We start from the raw sequence: 19,791 nt of genomic DNA on the forward strand, positions 1-19,791 counted from the left end.
TGAGAGTTTTTTTATTAAAAACTCACTACTAAAAGAAAGAAAAATGCTCTCAAGAGAGCATTCATTTAAAACCTTTAAAAATTATAAACGAATTTCTTATGATATTCGCAAAAAATTGAATTCTTGTTACAAAACTTTAACTTTTCTCTTAGAAAAATGGCTAAAGATCTCGAAATTTGTCATTCTTCATTGATTAAAGAAATTAGAAAAACTCAAGTGAATATGATTATGGTGCCAAGTTTGCTCAGAAAAAACATGACATTAGAATTCGCTAAAAACCACTTTAAACTTAAATCTAAAATTTATAAATTCCAAGACTTTGAAGAAAAATTCTTAAAAATTTATAACGCCAAAGAAATTCCAGTTGAAAGGACTGTGGAATTTATCAAGCGTAACTATAACATTAAATGTCCTTCAATTAAAACGATTTACAATTGAATTAATTCAAAAAATTGAAAAATAAATCGCAAAAATTTACTTAGAAGTAATTATGTATTTGGCGGCAAAAAGCAAAAATCTGTCCAAGAGCGACTAGTAAGAAAACGCTGAGTTAGGCCTTTTAAAATAGCTCAAAGAAAAAATTCGGCCACTATGAAGCGGATTTAATCAAAGGTAAAAGAGAAGCTAAGGCTCATTTACTAGTTTTCCAAGAAAGACTCACCAGATTTGTTTTAATTAAAAAATAATGACTAAAAATCCATGAAACATTAATCTAGAACTTTGGAATTTAGTTAAAGGCTATTGAATTTAATGTCAAATCCATTACCATAGATCAAGGCTGAAAATTTAACTTAATTTTCTATATAGGATATAGGTTAAAATTTATATTTATAAAGCTGATCCTCATGCTTCACATCAAAAAGTAACTACCTAAAATATCAACGAATACATTCGAAGATATTTAAAAAAAAGCCCCAACTTTGAAAAAATTGATGACCTTGAAATTTGAAAAGTTTAAAACATATTAAATCTAACTTGAAGAAAATTTCTAAAAAATTAAAAGCAGCCAAATGAAATGTTTCATGAATATAATTGAAACAAATATTTATGAAATCAATTCCTAAAGATATGCCACTATATACCAGAGCTAAAGGATTTGTACCAAGAAACAAAATTCATAAATACTCAAAAAAGAAAAAATAATAACTAATAAAAAATAAAAAGCCGACTTTTTAAAAATCGGCAATTTTATTAAATTGTAAATGGTAACTTGCACTTTACAATACGGGTTGAAAAAGCCTACAAATTAGGGCTTTTTTAATTATGAATTTTATAAATTTTCAAATTTAAACTAGTATAATTTAATTTAAATTTAACTCTTATGATTAAAAAATCAAATAAAGTAGATATTAACTCTAAAAATATTTCATTTTTTAGTCTTTTTTATAATATGAAAGCGACCTTCTTTTTAACAATTTTATTTTTATTTATAGAAGGTATCACTCAAATATTAATTCCATTTTTAATTTCTAAACTCATTGATTTAGGTTTAACTAAATTATATATAGAGCAAATTAAAAAATACGCTTTAATTCTAGCTGGCGTAGCTTTAATTGCTTTAACTTTTGGTCTTTTAAGAGGATTCTTTTTATCTAAAGGTTCTACTTTGCTAGCTAAAAACTTAAGGTATAAATTATTTAGTCACGTTCAAGAATTTTCATTTAAAGAATTTGACAAATTTCCAACAGGAGCACTTTTAAATAGATTAAATAACGATATTACCAATATCCAAAATTCATATAACTTTATGATGATTGCATTTTTTAGAGCGCCTGTATTAATAATAGGTCCGCTTGTACTTGCAATTATTTCAAGTCCTACGCTTTCAATTGTTTTTGCGGTTTCAATTCCTGCGTTTGTAGTGCTTGTTTTAGTATCGCTAAAATTTGTAGCGCCTTTATTTAGAATGGCTTTTAAAGAATACGATAAATATAATCTAAAAATTCAAGAAAACATTGCAAATATTAAAACTATTAAGTCATATGCAACGCTAGATTTTGAAGCTAATAAAGTTGAAGCTATTAATAAAAAAGTTATAAACTTTTTTATAAAAATTGAAAAAATATTAGCTTTTAACCAACCAATATTTTTCGGGATAGTCTTTGGTGCACTAGCTTTTATCGGGTTATATGGAGTTAATTTAATTAGAAATCAAAGTAGTGATGTTATGTTTGGTGATATTCTTTCATTTTCAGCATATATTTGACAAATAACTACAGGGCTTACAATTTTTATAGCAGTTATTGGAGTGTTTTTTGCTTCATTTCCATCATGAAAAAGAAACAAAGAAGTTTTATCTCTTCAACCTTCACTTTCTTATAATGAAAATTCAAAATTAAAAATAAATAATGGAAGCGTTAAATTTGAAAACGTTTCATTTAAATATGATGAAGCAGATTTTAAATACGCTTTAGAAAATATTAATTTAGAAATTAAAGCCGGACAAAGTCTTGGAATAATCGGTGAAACTGCATCAGGAAAATCAACTTTAATTTCGCTAATTGCTAGGTTATATGATCCTACTGAAGGTCAAGTTAAAATTGATGATAATGATTTAAAAAATTATTCATTAAATGAAATTAGAGACAATATTTCACTAGTTTTACAAAAGACTAATTTATTTTCAGGAACTATTAAAGAAAACTTAAAATGAGCTTCTAAAGATTTAACTTTAGAACAAATGCAAAAAGCAACCAAAATTGCTCAAATTAATGATTTTATAAATTCTTTAGATGAAGGTTTTGATCATAAAATCGAACAAAAAGGAAACAACTTTTCCGGTGGTCAAAAACAAAGAATTTCAATCGCTAGAGCACTTCTTAAAAATCCTAAAATTTTAATATTAGATGATGCCACTTCTGCAATAGATTTTAAAACAGAAAGTCAAATTAAAAAAGCTTTAGATAGTGAAATTAATAATTTAACCAAAATTATAATTTCACAAAAAATTAGTTCACTTAAAGATTTAGACTCAATTATAGTTCTGCAAAATGGAAAAATTTTAGCACAAGGAAGTCATAAATATTTACTTGAAAATTGCAAATGATATTTTAATTTAAACGAAAGTCAAAAAACAACTTGAGGTAATTTAGATGAATAGTAAAAACATTAAAAATAAAAAACCTCTAAATAACTTTCAAAGTTTAATTAGAATTTCAAAATATATCATGAAGGAAAATAAATTTAAATTATTTTTAGTATTTCTTCTTGTTTTAATTACAGCTAGTGGAGTAGTTTATTGACAATTTTTTATCGGTAATTTAATTATTAAAAATTTATTTGAACAACCTGATAATTTATTTTTAATAAATGGAAAATATAACCCTGATTTTAAATTTGACGATAACTATTTCATTTTAATAATGACGCTTTCGTTTTTTATTATTTTGCTTGTTCCTAGCTGTCAATATCTTTATCAAAGAATAATGATAAGCATTGCTTTTAAAACTATTGGAAAACTTCGTAGAGAACTTTATGCTCACATGCAAAGACTTCCTTTAGAATTTTTTAATTCAGAATCTAAAGGTGAAATTCTAGCTAACTTTACTGCAAATGTTGACGTTATGCGCCAGTTTTTAACTGGGGCTTTTCCTAATGTTATTAATACAATTTTTATAACATTTTCACTATTTTTTACGCTTCTATTTATTAACTGATTTTTTGCATTAATTACAATTTTCTTTTTACTTATTATTTTGCTAATTTCTGGTTTTTTTACATTTCACTCAAGTAAAAACTTTATTAAAAAACAAAACTATATTAATAAATCAACTGGTTTTGCGGAAGAGTATTTTTCAGGAATTAGAGAAGTTAAAATTTTTTCACAAGAAAAAAATGTAATTCAAAATTACCAAAAAATAAACACCGAACTTAGATCGGCAGATCGTAAAGCTACTACTTATTCGAATTTATTATTTCCTATAGCAATTAATATCGCAAACTTTGCTTTTATTTTAATTGCAATCCTTGGTGCTTTTATGATTCTTGATAAAAACTTCCCGATTAGCGTTAAAGGTTTAACTCTAGGAGTTGTAATTTCTTCAGCACAAGCTGCTAGAGGAATTTCGCGTCCTATAACTGATGTATTTCAACAAATTAATCTTTGAATAAATGCAGTTTCAGGAGCTAGAAAAATTTTCACTTTATTTGATGTTGCAGAAGAAAGTAATTCTGGAAAAGTAACTCTTGTAAAAATAGTTTTTGATGAAAATACTTGAAAAGAAACAAACGCTAAAAATAAATTTGGAATTTCAGCTTGAAAAATAACTAAAGAAAATGATGAAGTTGAATACAAACCAGTAAGTGGTGAAATTGTTTTTGAAAATGTATATTTTAATTACAAAAATACCAAAGATAATAGTAATCAAATTAATGGAGTTTCTTTTAGAGTTTCTCCTGGTGAACAAGTTGCTTTAGTGGGCCCTACCGGAGCTGGAAAAAGCACTATTATAAATCTGCTAAATAGATTTTATGAAATCAATAGGGGTAATATTTTTATTGATGGAATTAATATCAAAGACATTGAAAAAAATTCATTAAGAAAATCTATTGGTATGGTAATGCAAGAATCATCAATATTTACCGATACTATAATTAATAATATGACCTATGGATCAGAGCATTATGACGAAAATTTAGTATTTTCAATAGCCGAATCATATGGAATAAATAACTTTTCTAATCTTTCAGAAAATAAATACCAAAACTTTTTAAAGGATTCAGGATCTAGTTTATCTGAAGGTCAAAAACAACTGCTTTCAATTATTAGGGCATCTTATTTAAATACTAATATTTTAGTTTTAGATGAAGCTACTTCTAATATCGATACCAAAACTGAAGAGATAATTCAAAAATCATTTAACAAATTAATGCGAAGTAAAACTATAATTACAATAGCACATAGATTATCTACAATTAAAAATGTTGATAAAATTTTATTTCTAGAAAATGGAAAAATAATCGAAAGCGGTTCCCATAAAGAATTAATCAAACAAAAAGGAAAATACTATCAACTTTGAGCTAGAGTTATAAATGAATAATATGAATAATAATTTTGACGCAATAGTAATCGGAGCTGGCCACGCAGGAGTCGAGGCTGCTTTTGCTTTAGCTAAAAGTAATAATAAAGTCGCATTAATTACTTTCGATTTATCTAAAATAACCATGATGCCTTGCAACCCTTCTATAGGAGGGCCTGCTAAGGGAATAATCACTCGTGAAATAGATGCCCTTGGTGGTATTCAAGGTTATTATTCAGATTTAGCCATGATTCAAATCAAAATGCTTAATGACTCAAAGGGACCTGCAGTAAGAGCCATTAGAGCACAAATTGATAAAGAAAAATATTCAAAATTAATTCGTGAAGACTTGCAAAAAAACTCAAATATTACTTTAATAGAAGCTGGCGTATACGAAATTAAAGCAGATAAAAAAGTTTTTAAATCTGTAGTATTAAGCACTGGAGAGGAAATCTTTGCAAAGGTTTGCGTGCTAACTACCGGAACTTATATGAACTCTCAAATTTTAAGAGGAAGTTCGGTAACGGTATCTGGTCCTGATGGACAAAAAACTACAAATAAAATTTCCGAGTCACTTAAAAAATTAGGTTTTGAACTTCAAAGATTTAAAACTGGAACTCCAGCTAGAATTTATAAATCATCAATTGATTTTTCAAAAGTTGAAAAAGAAATTTTAGATACAAATGATTTAAATTTTTCAAATAGATCAAATAAAAAATTAAACCAACAAGTATCTTGTTATTTAACTTATACTAATGAAAAAACTCATGAAATTATTTTAAATAACTTAGATAAATCATCAATGTATTCAGGACTTATCAAAGGAACTGGTCCTAGATATTGTCCTAGCATTGAAGATAAAGTTGTTAGATTCAGTGATAGAAATCGTCATCAGGTATTTTTCGAACCTGAAACTTTAGATGAGACCATTATTTATTTAAATGGTCTTTCAACTAGTATGCCTGAAGATATTCAAATGCAATTTTTAAAAACAATTCCAGGACTTGAAAATTTAAAAATTCAAAAGTATGGATATGCAATTGAATATGACGCTTTAAATTCTTTAGATTTAAAACATTCTTTAGAAACTAAAGTAATTAAAAACTTTTTTGCAGCTGGTCAAATCAATGGAACTAGTGGATACGAAGAAGCAGCCGCGCAAGGGTTAATTGCCGGAATTAATGCAGCGCTAAAACTTAAAAACAAAAAGCCGCTTGTTTTAAACCGTAGCGATGCTTATATTGGTGTTTTAATTGATGATTTAGTTATTAAAGGAACTAAAGAACCATATAGAATGCTAACTTCAAGAGCTGAATATCGCCTTCTTTTAAGACATGATAATTCAGATTATAGACTAAGCAAATACGGTTATAAATTAGGGCTAATTAGCAAAGATGAATATAGCCAAATTCAAAAGAAATATAAAAACATAAATAGCAAAATAAATTATTTATCTAAAAAATATTTATCAACTAATTCTAATATAGCTAAAAAATACAACATAAAAGAAGCTACTAGTTATTTAAAACTTCTTCTTAGACCTGAAATTAATCCAAAAGATATTTTAAAAAACTATAAATATCAAAATGAACTTTTAATTAAAATAAAACTTGAAGGTTATATTAAAAAACAAAAACAAGATGCTTCAAGAATGAAAAATCTTGAAAAAATTAAAATTCCAAATAATATAAACTACGATAAAGTTTTAAATTTAGCAACAGAGGCTAAAGATAAATTAAAAATAATTAAACCAGAAACCATAGCCCAAGCTTATAGAATCAGTGGAATTAATCCAAGTGATATTCAAATGCTAATTTTCCATTTAAAAACTTATAAGAAATATGACAATTAATTTAATTGCAGTTGGAAAATTAGAAAAAGACTTTCAAAAACTCTTTGATGAATATGCAAAGAGAATTTTTGCTTTTTCTAAATTTAATTTAATTGAAATTAAAGAAAATACTTTAAAAAATTTAAAAGTAAAAAAAGAAAAAGAAACTCTGGAAATTCTTTCTAAAATCCCAAAAAATTCAACAGTATTTTTACTTAGCATTAAAGGTAAAAATTATTCCTCTGAAGAGTTTTCAAAGCTTATTACTAATGATGCAAATATCACTTTTGTAATTGGTGGATCTAATGGAGTTATTGAAAGTTATTTTGAAAACAAAATTTCATTTTCAAAACTAACTTTTCCTCATCAACTATTTAGAGTAATTTTAATTGAACAAATATATAGAGCCTTTACTATTAAAAATAATTTAAAGTATCACAAATAAGGTGTTTTATTTTTTAAAATAACCAAAAAAATAAACCATTATTTTAAAAAAGTTTATAATTTTATACATAGAAAAATAATGGTAAAAAATGAAAAATAAAATTAAAAGAAAAATATTTTTTTCATCCTTAATTGCAGCCTCAATATTATCAACAGCTGCAGCAATGTCTTGTGGCGCCCCACAAGAAGAAAAAAAACCAACTAATCCTAAAGACGGAAATAAAGACGGTGGAATTATAGATCTACCTCCTACTATTGGAGGGCCCGGTGAAGGTGGTGATTCGCCTCGAACATACGGAAGCATCGATCCAGTTCAATCTAAACTAGTAGGTAGTTGAGCCGATTATACAAAACTATCAATTGCCAAAAGATACGAAGTCGACAACAAAGCATATTTAAACGGACTAAAAAGCCAATATGACATAGATCCAAAGCAAGAATTTGTTCCTTCAGATATTAAAAATGGTTTTGGAACAGTACAAGCTTACGATGATAAAGCTACTAAATTAGGACTTCCTGATTTTGTAACTTCTTATTTAAAAGGATTTACAACATATTCAGGTTCTGGATTAGAAATTTCACCTAATGTTTCGGGCCCTGCTTTAGGATTTTGAAATTCAGAACAAAGTGGTTTTGATGGAAGATCAAGATTTCTACCAAACGATTTATATAAAAATACTGCTCTTCAAACTTATTCAATTTCATATGTAAATGAAGTTAAAGGTGATTATGTAAATGAAGTTAAAGGTGATATTGAAGGTACTGGTAAAAATACATTAAAATCAAACAAAGGTACAGCATGAATTTTAGACTACGTAAAACCAACTGATTCATCTTACCCTACAAAATGATATATCGCAACTAACATACACGTTATAGGTGATTTAACATTTACTAAATCTCAAACTGATTCATTTGGATCTGACTTTACAAGTATCTATGATGAAGAAAGAGAAAAACCTCTAATCAAAGAAGCTAGAAAAGTTAAAGCGCAAATAGATGAATTACAAAATGAATATAATGAGGTTTACAGAAAACTTCAAACAAAAGAACATGAAAATGATCAAGCTCTTAAAGCAAGAGCAGATCAATTAAATTTTGAATTAGCTCCTCCTTTACAAAAGAAACTTAAAGATTTAAATGCTCAAATTTCTGGACTTACAAAAAATGTAACATTAGCTATTTTAGATAGTGATGTTCCGCTTCAAACATCACTTAATACTGTTTCAGCTGATAGCAGAATGAAATTTGTAACTCTTCCTGCTTCAGCAGTTAATATTGTTTATACAGCTAACGATTTTCTAAAAACTTCTCCGAAAGATTATCTAGACACAACATCAACTCATAACAAAGATTATTTAAACAACCAAGAAATGGCTGATTTTGCAGTTTTAGAAATAGATTTTTCAAAAGTAACTGGTGAATTTAAATACACAAAAAATAGTGTTGGTGATAAACCTGCAAAAGAAATGACAGTTAATTCAGCTCAAGAATTAGCTAGAGTCATGACTAATGCATATGCATCTACTGAAAAGCAAGATAAGCAAATTAAATTTGCTAAAAACTCTCTTTTCTATCAATACAAAGATTTAACAAACGAAAAAGTTACAGTAACAAACGATGCAAATAAACAAAAACTTCAAGTAAGTAGAATTGTTGCTAACTTTGTTTCACTTGGTTATCCTATTGCAAAAGATGATTTAGTTAATTTAAGAGCAGAGTTTCCTGCTAAATATGCTGGTCGTGAAGGAATATTATTAGCAGAAAATGATAATAGTTTATGAACAAATAAACCTCAAAAAGGAAGAAATTTCTACCAAGAATTTGGAAATAGATTAAATCGTTCAATGATTTTAAGAAACTTTGTTCAATATCCTGGTATATACGATTTATTTATTACAAACCCAGTAATTAATAAAGGTGTTGGTTTTAACATTAAACAAATTAAAGATAAAACTTCATCATATCAACAAGGTAATTATCTAAACTATGGTCTTGCATATTCACTTGAATCATGAAGACCTGCTCCTGGAGCTTCAGGATCATCTCTTAGAGATTTAAATAATGAAGTTTTAGGAATTAACTTCGCTATAAGAGCCGGAGCCGGTAGTGGTACTTCACTAATTCAAGCTTTTAGAAGTGAAGGAGCTAACTATGGTGGTGTTTATGGATCATATAATCTTCCACAATACGATTTAATCTACGGTGGTGGAAAAGATCAAAGAACATCATATAGAGAGGCTTTAGCTAAGATTCTAAAAAATGGCGAAACTACAAATCTATTTACCTCAGGAGTAAATGTTATTCCTGAAGAATATAAATTTAGAACTAATGCTTTAATTAACTTTACCAATAGCTCTAACCCAGAAGAAGCTGGATTAATTACCAACACAGGTGGTGGTGTTCAAGCGCTAACAGATCAAAACAAAAAATACGGAAGCACAATTACAAATCCAGTTGTTTTACCTGAAGGTACAAGCTAATAAAAACCAAAAAAGAAAAGTACTGTAAAAAGTACTTTTTGTTTTATCTTTTTTTAGTTAACGCTATTTAGTCACTGGAAGACTGAATTAACGCTTGGAATTTTTCCAACGATTGAAACTTGATCGTTTTCTTTTAAAACAAAATCCCCTGTTATTTGATAAGTTTGTCCGTTTCTTCTAACTAAAACAACAGTCACTCCCATCGCAGGGAAATTTAAATCTTTAATAGGTTTATCGAATATAGTTGGATTTTTAACATCTGAAAATCCAATAACAAAATCATCAACAAGTTCGTGAAGAAATTCTGAATAAAGTGCAAAGTTTTCATTAGCTGCAATAACCGCAGTTCTTGTTCCTGATTCTTGCTCGGGGTTAACGATAATATTGGCTCCCATTTGACGCAGAACTCTAGCGTGACGCTTTGTGCTTGCACGAGCAATTATATTGGCAACTTTAAGCTCTAATAAAGCTGATACTATTTCGATGTTATCGATATTGGCAACGGCAACTACAACTGTTTCAAATCTTTGAATGTTAATAGCCTTTAGCGCTTTTATATCGGCTGCATCTAAAATAACTACTTCATCGATTTCGTCTTTAAATTGTTTTAAATTATCAGCTGATTTATCAACTGCAACTACTTCTTTACCGATTTCAATTAATTGAGTAATAACAGCTGAACCAAATCTTCCAGCTCCAATAACACAAATTGCATTTGATTGTGAATTATTTTTTTTGATTAGTTTCATAATTATCCGATTGCTAATTCCTCTTCTAAATATTTAAATTGACTTTCTTTGTTTTTCTTTCTTTTTCAAACTAGAAGCGTTGACGAAATTCCAAATTGTCCTACAAACATAATTATAATCAACATTATCTTTGAGGCGACATTTAATTTGCTTATTCCACCGGCGGAAAGGCCGCTAGTTCCAAAGGCGCTAGCTACGTTGAAAAAGATTCCAGTTAAATTAATATTATTTAATTTTCCGCCATATAAACTATGTGAAGTAGAAAGTATAAATGTTCCTATTATTATTAATATAGTCGATAGCGCGATAACTTTAAAAGTCATTTCGGTATTTTCTTTTGAAATTTGACGCTTGAATAAAGTGATGTCTTTTCTTGATCTAAACATACTAATTATGGCCATTATAAATAGCGCAAAAGTAGTTGTTCTAATTCCTCCACCAGTTGAAGCCGGAGAAGCGCCGATAATCATTTCAAGGCCTATAAGTAGCACTGTAGGAAAACTAAAATCACTAATTACAACAGAAGTAAATCCGGCTGATCTTGAAGAAAAGTTGATAAACACTATTCCAAAAGACTTTTGAAATACACTTCCATACATTTGGCCATTATTCAAATAATGTTGTAGCTGCGAGCTAGGAACTAGGCTGCTATCAGATAAATATTGATTGTATTCAGCCATTAGCTCATCTGGGACATAAATTTTATTTCAATAAGTATGCGGATCTTTTGAAGTAGTCTCTAGCAGGAAAGTTAAAAGAGTACCAATTGCAAAAACTAAAAAGTAAATAACGAAAGTAACTTTAGAAAACAAACTAAAACGATGTCTTCCTTTTTTACCTTTTATTTTATGTTCAATGGCTAGCTTGATATCAAAGATAACCGGATAACCAATTCCACCGATGATAAGTAGAATTATCATACAAATTTGCAGCTCTACTGCACCATAATAAGGCATTATAGAATTTGATGACATAATGTCAAAACCGGCATTATTTAAAGCCGAGATTGTATGGAAAAATCCAAATCTAAAAGCCAGGCTTCAAGATCCTTTAGGACTTATATAATTACTTCCTAAATAATCTTTAATTCCGGGAGTCATTTTAACGTCAGTGAAATAAAAATAAAAACTTAGTGAAAATCCAAAAATAATAGTTACTGCAATTAAAAATTTAACAGAAGTAATAACCACTTGAGTTGGATTTCTAAAACCACTTCCTCCTCTTTCTGATTGCATCAGGTTCATATCAGTGAGAGTAATTTTAGTTTTTCTAAAAATTCAATTTATAATAAAAATCTTTAGTGCAAAAACTCCAATTCCACCTGAAAAAATCAAGGTAGCAATTAAAGCTTGACCAAAGATATTTCATTGATTATATGAATCAGCAATAACTAGCCCGGTATCACTAAAAGCACTTGATGTAGTAAAGACTACATCTAAATAATTTAGCGGAGTTATTTTTTGCCCTGCAAAGGTTTCATTTTGAGTAATAGGAGAATATAAAATTAAACTAAAAATCAAAATGATCACAAAGTAGGCTAAAAATAAATAAATAGTTTTATTAAAACTAAGTTTATATCTATTAACTGAATTATTAACTTTATAAAGTTTATTTTTTATAAAGTTTCTAAATCTTTTTAATCTCATTAGTTCCAATCAAAAAGTGTATATATTTTAACAAAATAAAGTTCTATAAGCGAGCTTTTTTATTTTCTTTATAAATTTTATTTACTTTTCTTACGTAGTGGTTTAGCCCACTTTTAGTAATTTCTAAATTATGCTTTTCTTGCATAATTTCACACATTCTTGCCAGCGATGCATTTTTATTTTGCAGCTTTTCTTGCAGAAAAAGCATTTCTTTTTCATTGAAAAAATAATTTAATTTTTTATTTAAAATAAAATTAATTTTTTTAATTAATTCACTTGATGCTTTAGTTACTTTTTTCTCATTTTTAAAATCTAAATTATTAATTCGATTTGAAGCGTTATTCATATCTTTATCGATTTTTTGCTGCTGAACTAGCGACCATGCTTCTTTGGCATTAATTGCAGCTAAAAAATCAAGAATTTGTTCTTGCTTTTTAATGTAAAGGGTATATTTTTGATTTCTTTTAAGCAACTTAAAATTAAAATCGTATTCATTTAATTTTTTTTGAATTTGTATTAAAATTTCATAGTATCTAGATGAAAATTCCAGATGAAAAGATCCCACGCTTAAATTAAGCGATCCTGATCCGAAAAATATCCCAGAAAAAAAGAAAGTTAAATAATTTTCATAATATGAATCAAAATTTAATTCTAAGTCTTTAGTACTGATTTTGATTAAATTATTTTCAAACTCATATTTAATTTGAGCTTTAGATAATAGTTTTAAAATAATATCTAGAGCTTGCTTGTTTTTAAAGTTTAAAATATAGAAATTATTCTTTAAAATTGAATTGGAATAAATAACTCCATTAATGAAAGTTCTAATTTCTTTTTTCTTTTTAACTTGATTTGAAATTTCTTTTTTAATTTCAAAAGAAAAAGATGCTTTTTTTCTCATAACAATTTATCATTTATAGTATCTTAATTAATTAAACCAAAAAATAACAAAAGGAAAAATATATGCGTTGAAAATACGATATCGGTTCGCTTGAAGTAATCACCGGACCTATGTTTGCCGGAAAATCAAATGAAATAATTAGAATTTTAAATGTAAATCAAATTGCAGGTTTTAAACCGCTTTCATTTAAGCCCGATTTTGACACTAGATGGAGCGTTAATCATATAGTAAGCCGTACTGGATCTAAAATGAAAACTATTAATTTAAAAGATCCAAAAGATATATGAAACCACATCAAAAAAGACACTCAAGTGATTGCCTTTGACGAAGTGCATTTTTTTGATATGTCAATAGTTGCTGAAATCCAAAAGCTAATCGAAAAAAAATACAAAGTCATAGTATCAGGACTTGACATGGACTATTTAGGAAAACCTTTTGAAGTTGTTTCGCAATTATGCTGCCTTGCTGATAAAATTAAAAAGCTAAAAGCGGTGTGTATGAACTGCCATGGAGTGGCTAATATGACCTATAGAAAAGTAGATAATAATGAGCGAAATTTACTAGGTGATAGTGAGTATGAAGCAAGATGCAGAAACTGCCATAAATTAAGATAATTACGCTAAATTTTCTCGTGATAATTTTTGTTGAAAGTTGTAAAATATAACCGTTAAATATAAAAATATTTGAAAGGCCCTTATGGAAAACAATAAAATTATAGTTGTTGGTGCAAATCACGCCGGAACTTCATTTTTAAGAACCTTAAAAACAGTAAATCCATCAGCTGAAGTTGTAGCTTATGATAGAAATACAAACGTATCATTTTTAGGATGTGGTATTGCTGTTTGAGTTGGAGGAATGTTTAAAGATCCAGCTGGATTATTTTATTCATCTCCAGAAGTTTTAACAAAAGAATACGGAGTTAAACTTCACACACAACACGACGTTGTAAAAATCGATAGAAAAAGCAAAAAAGTTGTTGTTAAAGATTTACAAACAGGCAGAGAATTCGAAGATTCATACGATAAGTTAGTTTTTGCTGGAGGAACATGACCTATAGTTCCTCCATTTAAAGGTAAAGACTTAAAAAATGTTTTACTTTCTAAGTTATTCCAACATGCTGAGGAAATAATCACCAAAGCAAAAGATCCAAACGTTAAAAACGTAGTAGTTGTTGGAGCAGGATATATTGGTGTTGAGCTGGTTGAAGCTTTCCACGTTAGAGGAAAAAATGTTACTCTAATCGACGTTCAAGATAGAGTTGTTCCTAACTATTTTGATCCTGAATTTACAGACAAAATGGAAGAAAACATGCGTAAAGGTGGAGTTAATCTTCGTCTTGGTGAAAGTGTTGAAGAATTTACTTCAAAAGATGGTGTGCATGTTTCTGGGGTTAAAACCAACAAAGGTAGCTATGACGCTGATTTAGTGCTTCTTTGCATCGGATTTAGACCACAAACTGCAGTTGTTGAAGATGTTGAAAAACTTCCAAATGGAGCAATTAAAGTTGACGAATACCAAAGATCAGTTTCAGATGAAAACGTTTATGTAATTGGTGATTCAGCTTCTCTTAAAAACGTAATTACAAACGACTATGCTCACGTAGCTTTAGCTACAAACGCAGTTAAAACCGGAATCGTAGCAGCTCTGCACCTTGCTGGAATGGATGTTAAATTCCCAGGAGTTGTTGGAACTAATGCTGTTAGCGTATTTGACTGTAAATATGCATCAACTGGATTTACAAAAAGATTAGGTGAAAAAAATGGCCTTGAAAACTTAGCTGAGGTTTATTTTGAAGATAATGATCGTCCAGAATTTATGGCTCACTATGAAAAAGCGGCATGTAAAATCGTATACGATACAAAAACACTTAAATTAGTTGGAGCTCAAGTTGGTTCTTGAGGACAAGATTCTCATGCTGAAATTATTTATATGCTAGCTCTTGCAATTCAAAGAGGACTTACTCTTCCTGAACTTGCATTAACTGATGTATTTTTCCTTCCTCACTTTAACAAACCATTTAACTTTGTTTTAGTTCCAGTTTTAAGAGCACTTGGTTTAAAATATAAAGCTTAATAATTCAAATAAAAGCCCAACAGGGCTTTTATTTTTAAAAGAGCGAATTTTATATAATATAAAAAATAGAAAAAATAGGAGATTTATGTTAATAAAAGGTATTGCCGCATCAAAAGGTATTGCAATTGCCAAAGTATTTAAAATTGAAGAACTTCCTCTTGATATTACTCAAAAGACAAATAACAAAGATGAGGAGCTAAAGCTATATGACAATGCTAGAGAATTAGTTAAAACTAAAATTCAGGCATCTGCTAAGCTTGCATCAAGTTCTGAGCACGCTGCTATTTTTGAAGCGCATTTAAATTTCTTAGAAGATCCATCAGCGCTAGAGGCTATTAGAAACGATATTAATATCAATAGCTATACTGCTGAATATGCAACTAAAAGTTTTTACAATAATTTTGCTGCTATTTTTGAAAGCATGGATGATGCTTATATGAAAGAAAGAGCAGCTGATATTCGTGATGTATGTAAAAAACTTTTATACGCACTAAATAACATCGAAGAAACTGATTTAACTCAAATTAGCGAAGAAGTAATTATTGTTGCCGAGGATTTAAGTCCTAGTCAAACAGTTCAGCTAAATAAAAAATACGTTAAAGGTTTTTTAACCAATATCGGTGGACCTACTTCACATACAGCTATTATGGCTAGAAGCCTTGGAATTCCATCAGTGGTTGGAACTAATTCAATTATGAAGCATGCTCAAAATGGACAACTTCTAGCTTTAGATGGAACTAAAGGTGAAGTGCTACTTAACCCTAGCGAAGCTGAAATTGCAGAGTTCAAAAAACAAGAACAGCTTTATAGAGACTATCTTAACAAGTTAAAAGAACTAAAAGGTAAAAAATCAATTACAACCGATGGACACGAAATTGAAATCGAAGGAAATATCGGTACTCCTAATGACGTTGAATCTGTTTTAGAAAACGACGCTCAAGGTATTGGTCTTTTTAGAAGTGAATTTTTATACATGGACAATGAAAATTGACCAACAGAAGATGAGCAATTTTTAGCTTATAAAAAAGTAATTGAGCAAATGAATAATCAAAGAGTTGTAATTAGAACTCTAGATATCGGTGGAGATAAAACTCTAAAATACTACAAATTTCCAGAAGAACTTAACCCATTTTTAGGTTTTAGAGCTATTAGATTCTGCCTTCAAAATGAAGATGTATTCAAAACTCAATTAAAGGCTTTAATTAGAGCATCAGAATTTGGTAGAGTTTCTGTAATGTTTCCAATGATTACAACTTTAGATGAATTTTTAAGAGCTAAAAATACATTTGAAGAATGCTATAAAGAAGTTTCTAGCGCAAATCCTAAAGTCGCAAAAAGAGAAGATATTGAACTTGGTTTAATGATCGAAACCCCAGCAGCAGCCGTTTTAACTGAGCAGTTTTGTAAATACGCTGATTTCGTTTCAATAGGAACTAACGATTTAATTCAATATTCAATGGCCAGCGATAGAATGAATGAAAATGTTTCATATCTATATCAACCATTAAATCCATCAATTTTAAAACTAGTTAAAATGATAATCGATGGGGCTCATAAATATGGAAAATGAGCTGGAATGTGTGGTGAAATGGCTGGAGATAAAAGAGCATTTATGATTTTATTAGGACTAGGTCTTGATAAATTCTCAATGTCAGCATCTAGCGTTTTATCTATTAGAGATTTAGTTAGAAATACAACTTTTGCAAGAGCAAAAGAAATCGCAAACCACGCATTATCACTTGAAACAGAAACACAAGTGCTTGAATATTTAAAATCAGAAAATCTACTTTAGAGTTACTCTTTTTTTAGATTCAATTTGATAATCATTTAAAAAAATGTCGCCATCTACGCAAGTAAAAACTGGCGCATTTTTTATTTTATTTTCAGTAGCAAAATAAACTTTTACTAGTTTATTATTTTCGTTTATATATCTAGCTCCAGGATTAAGTGCAAAGGCTTTAATTTTAGCTATATTTTCTTTTTTGGTTTTAGTTTTATCTAAAAAAGAATCTTCTTTTAAAAGCTTGCTAGCTAGCGTTACTTTAGATTCATCTTGAATAATTCTTTGATAATTATTTTGATCTAAATCATGAATTCATGAAACGATATTTTCAGCAGCAAGATTTGATAATTTTTCAAATAAAGTTAAAGAAATATCGCTTTCTTCTATTTTTATTTTTGCTTCTTTTAAAATATCACCTGCATCCATTTTTTTGGTCATTATAATAAGCTGAACGCCGGTTTCAGTTTCGTTATTTAATAGTGCATGTTGAATAGGGGCTGCTCCTCTATATTTAGGAAGCAAACTACCATGAATATTTAATGGAAACTTTTTAGGTAAATTTAAAATATTTTCAGGAATATATTGACCAAATGCAGCGGTAAGCATATAGTCAAAATCAAGCTCTTTAAGCTCTTCGTATATCATCGATATTTTTTCTGGTTGAAATAGTTTTAAATTGTATTTTAAAGCTAATTTTTTAACAGGACTTTCTTGAAGATTTTGTCCTCTTTTAGCTGGTTTATCAGGCTGCGTTACTATTGCAACTACTTCAAAATTTTTAATTATTTCTTTAAAGATAGGGACTGAAAATTCTGGAGTACCAGCTAAAACTATTTTTGTCATTTTAAAGCCTCTTTTTGAGTGCATAAATTATCTAAGATGAATAAAAACTTATTAAAACAAGTTTCTAAAAATAAATTATCAGTTTCATTATTTACTAATTTTTTGCTTAATTTATCAATTGGTTGATATGAACTAACTAATGTAGTTTTATTATTTTTATAACGGTTTTCTAAAATTTTCATTAAAACTGCATTTAAAAAATTAATAGTAAATTTACTAATTCCTAGCTCATTTAAAACTAAAACAGGAACTTCAGAAAGTTCTTTAATTACTTCATCTAATTTATCTACTTCAAAATAATTATTTTGAGAATTTGAAGAAAATGAATTCTTATAAAAAACATTTAAGTCATTTATGTTAATGTAAGCTGTTCTAACATATAAAGATGAATGAAGAGCAAAACTAGACATAAAATCACTTATTTGACCAGTGCCTTGTGATGTAAAAAATATACTTGGAATTTCTTTGTTTTCTTTAAGATTTTCAGCAAAAGTTTTGGCATATTTTAAAATTCTTTTTGAAGCAATATCTTTATATTTTTCAAAAAAGTTTTTATCAATAAAATTTGTATTATAAGGACTTGAAATTGAAGTAAGAATTAAATTTCTTTCAATTTTTCACTGACGAGCAGCTTCGTTTTTTCTTACTTTTCAATAGAATTTAATTTTATTGTTTTCATCACGATAAACATCAAATAAAAATGCAGAATCGCTATCTTTTATGCTATTTTCCATAACAATAAAATTAAGTGCGTTTTCTATAATTTCATCATCAGTTATATTTAATTCAGCAACTTTTTTTGCAATGTATTTGTTTTTAAGTAAGTTATTTTTTTCTTCTTTAATGATTTTCTGCTGATCCATAATTTTGTTTCCAATTGTTAAATTTCTTCTTTAATTATAATAAAAATAATTAACTAAAAAAATAAAAAAATCAAGTTAGACTTGAAATTTTTAAACTGCTTTTTTGAATTTAAAATAATTATTTTTTTCAGATATGTAAGTGTTTAGAGAAGTTTTATCTAAATCTGATTCTAAATAAGTTTTAATTACAAATTCTTCTGCCATTTCAAAATTTAAATAAGCTTCTTTTTTACAAATTTTTGTAATTAATTTATCAACTTCTAAATATCAAGATTCAACTTTATTAAACTTACGAAGTTTAGATGTTAAAAATAAAACTAAATTAATTATATGTTCATTAAAAATTTGACTTTTTCAAAATGAAATTTTATTTTTAAGTAAAGTATTTTTTTCTTCACTTAGTTTAATTCCATGTTGGAATTGAAGATAAAAATCAACTTTTTCTTTTTTGATTACTTCATATAAATTATTATTTTTTTCATTAGTTACTAAATTTAGGTTATAACTTGATGAATTTGAATTTAAATAAATGTTTTCATCCTCAAATGAGTAATTCTTCATTTGACTTTTAATGAATTCAATTTTGTTGTTTTTTAAGTTTTGATCAAGTTGGAATGAATAATCTTTGTATTGATCTAAAAAGTCAACTCATCCTGATGTTACATTTGTAAGTGATTTATCATTAAAATTAAAAGTTGAACTAGAAAGAAGTTGATTTGCTTTTTCAAAACCAAGAGCTTTTCTTAAGTATTTTGAATAAAGTGAATTATTTTTAAATCTTTCTTTAGTTTCAGGTTTATTTAATTTAATTATGATGCTGTATTCGTCATGTTTTTCAAAAACTTCAATTAAGTTAAAAACTTCAAGTTTTTTTCTTGCATCATGAATTTTTTCTGGTGTTTCAAATAAAAATAAACTTAAATCTCTATAGCTTATTGAATTAACATTATTTGGACTGCTTAATGCATCAAAAAAATGTGAATATAAAGAGATAGCAACGCTACCTATAATTGGAGAATAAAGTTTTCTAAGATTAACTAAATCATATTCACTTAAATCAGTTTCTGAATAGATTTTTAAATTATCGTATTTCAATGAATATTCTTTAGTTTGTTCCATAAAAAACCCTTTCTAAAATTAAGTCTTAATGATTATAAAAA

15 protein-coding genes are annotated in these 19,791 nt (G+C 27.8%); 9 read left to right on the forward strand and 6 right to left on the reverse strand.

Annotated elements, in window-relative coordinates:
• Positions 1-156 precede the first annotated feature (156 nt).
• The 6 genes from VY93_RS03870 (at position 157) to mip (ending at position 9,776) form a co-directional block, all read left to right on the forward strand.
• On the forward strand, positions 157-606 hold the full coding sequence (locus VY93_RS03870) for a hypothetical protein (protein ID WP_051245053.1): 450 nt from the start codon (positions 157-159) through the stop codon (positions 604-606).
• 715 nt (positions 607-1,321) lie between these two features.
• Positions 1,322-3,100 (forward strand): ABC transporter ATP-binding protein, encoded by a 1,779-nt coding sequence (locus tag VY93_RS02800; protein ID WP_020002968.1) that lies wholly within the window; start codon positions 1,322-1,324, stop codon positions 3,098-3,100.
• Positions 3,093-5,039, forward strand: coding sequence for an ABC transporter ATP-binding protein (locus VY93_RS02805; protein ID WP_020002969.1), 1,947 nt, complete (start codon positions 3,093-3,095; stop codon positions 5,037-5,039). Before VY93_RS02800 ends, VY93_RS02805 begins: the two co-directional genes overlap by 8 nt.
• The gene (gene mnmG / locus VY93_RS02810; protein ID WP_020002970.1) at positions 5,032-6,870 is read left to right on the forward strand and encodes a tRNA uridine-5-carboxymethylaminomethyl(34) synthesis enzyme MnmG; all 1,839 of its coding nucleotides are present in this window, start codon (positions 5,032-5,034) and stop codon (positions 6,868-6,870) included. The genes VY93_RS02805 and mnmG overlap by 8 nt, the downstream gene beginning before the upstream one ends.
• On the forward strand, positions 6,860-7,294 hold the full coding sequence (locus tag VY93_RS02815; RefSeq protein ID WP_020002971.1) for a 23S rRNA (pseudouridine(1915)-N(3))-methyltransferase RlmH: 435 nt from the start codon (positions 6,860-6,862) through the stop codon (positions 7,292-7,294). The genes mnmG and VY93_RS02815 overlap by 11 nt, the downstream gene beginning before the upstream one ends.
• Positions 7,295-7,382: 88 nt before the next feature.
• Entirely contained in the window at positions 7,383-9,776 is a 2,394-nt protein-coding gene (gene mip, locus VY93_RS02820) for an Ig-specific serine endopeptidase MIP (protein WP_020002972.1), read from the forward strand.
• A 53-nt stretch (positions 9,777-9,829) separates the two neighbouring features.
• Here mip and VY93_RS02825 read toward each other — a convergent pair whose 3' ends face one another.
• From VY93_RS02825 to whiA, 3 genes are read right to left on the reverse strand one after another with little or no spacing between them, the layout of a single operon-like run.
• A complete protein-coding gene (locus tag VY93_RS02825; RefSeq protein WP_020002973.1) occupies positions 9,830-10,525 on the reverse strand; it encodes a potassium channel family protein in 696 nt (231 codons plus the stop codon).
• A 2-nt stretch (positions 10,526-10,527) separates the two neighbouring features.
• The gene (locus VY93_RS02830) at positions 10,528-12,171 is read right to left on the reverse strand and encodes a potassium transporter TrkG (protein WP_020002974.1); all 1,644 of its coding nucleotides are present in this window, start codon (positions 12,169-12,171) and stop codon (positions 10,528-10,530) included.
• 43 nt (positions 12,172-12,214) lie between these two features.
• Complete coding sequence (whiA, locus tag VY93_RS02835) at positions 12,215-13,069, reverse strand: DNA-binding protein WhiA (protein ID WP_020002975.1); 855 nt, start codon at positions 13,067-13,069, stop codon at positions 12,215-12,217.
• Positions 13,070-13,131: 62 nt separating this feature from the next.
• Between whiA and VY93_RS02840 the strand changes: the two genes are divergently transcribed.
• From VY93_RS02840 to ptsP, 3 genes are all read left to right on the forward strand, one after another.
• Complete coding sequence (locus VY93_RS02840) at positions 13,132-13,683, forward strand: thymidine kinase (RefSeq protein ID WP_020002976.1); 552 nt, start codon at positions 13,132-13,134, stop codon at positions 13,681-13,683.
• Positions 13,684-13,765: 82 nt separating this feature from the next.
• Positions 13,766-15,142, forward strand: a complete 1,377-nt coding sequence (locus tag VY93_RS02845; RefSeq protein WP_020002977.1) for an FAD-dependent oxidoreductase — start codon at positions 13,766-13,768, stop codon at positions 15,140-15,142.
• Positions 15,143-15,227: 85 nt separating this feature from the next.
• On the forward strand, positions 15,228-16,934 hold the full coding sequence (ptsP, locus tag VY93_RS02850; protein WP_020002978.1) for a phosphoenolpyruvate--protein phosphotransferase: 1,707 nt from the start codon (positions 15,228-15,230) through the stop codon (positions 16,932-16,934).
• Here ptsP and fmt read toward each other — a convergent pair.
• The 3 genes from fmt to VY93_RS02865 all read right to left on the reverse strand — a co-directional run bounded on the left by fmt (position 16,926) and on the right by VY93_RS02865 (position 19,750).
• Complete coding sequence (fmt, locus tag VY93_RS02855; protein WP_020002979.1) at positions 16,926-17,768, reverse strand: methionyl-tRNA formyltransferase; 843 nt, start codon at positions 17,766-17,768, stop codon at positions 16,926-16,928. The genes ptsP and fmt overlap by 9 nt on opposite strands.
• Positions 17,756-18,631, reverse strand: coding sequence for a P-loop NTPase family protein (locus VY93_RS02860; protein WP_020002980.1), 876 nt, complete (start codon positions 18,629-18,631; stop codon positions 17,756-17,758). The genes fmt and VY93_RS02860 overlap by 13 nt, the downstream gene beginning before the upstream one ends.
• Before the next feature lie 90 nt (positions 18,632-18,721).
• Entirely contained in the window at positions 18,722-19,750 is a 1,029-nt protein-coding gene (locus VY93_RS02865) for a replication initiation and membrane attachment family protein (protein WP_020002981.1), read from the reverse strand.
• Between the last annotated feature and the right edge of the window lie 41 nt (positions 19,751-19,791).

Source organism: Mycoplasmopsis synoviae ATCC 25204, assembly GCF_000969765.1.
GTDB classification, from domain to species: Bacteria; Bacillota_I; Bacilli_A; order Mycoplasmatales; family Metamycoplasmataceae; genus Mycoplasmopsis; species Mycoplasmopsis synoviae.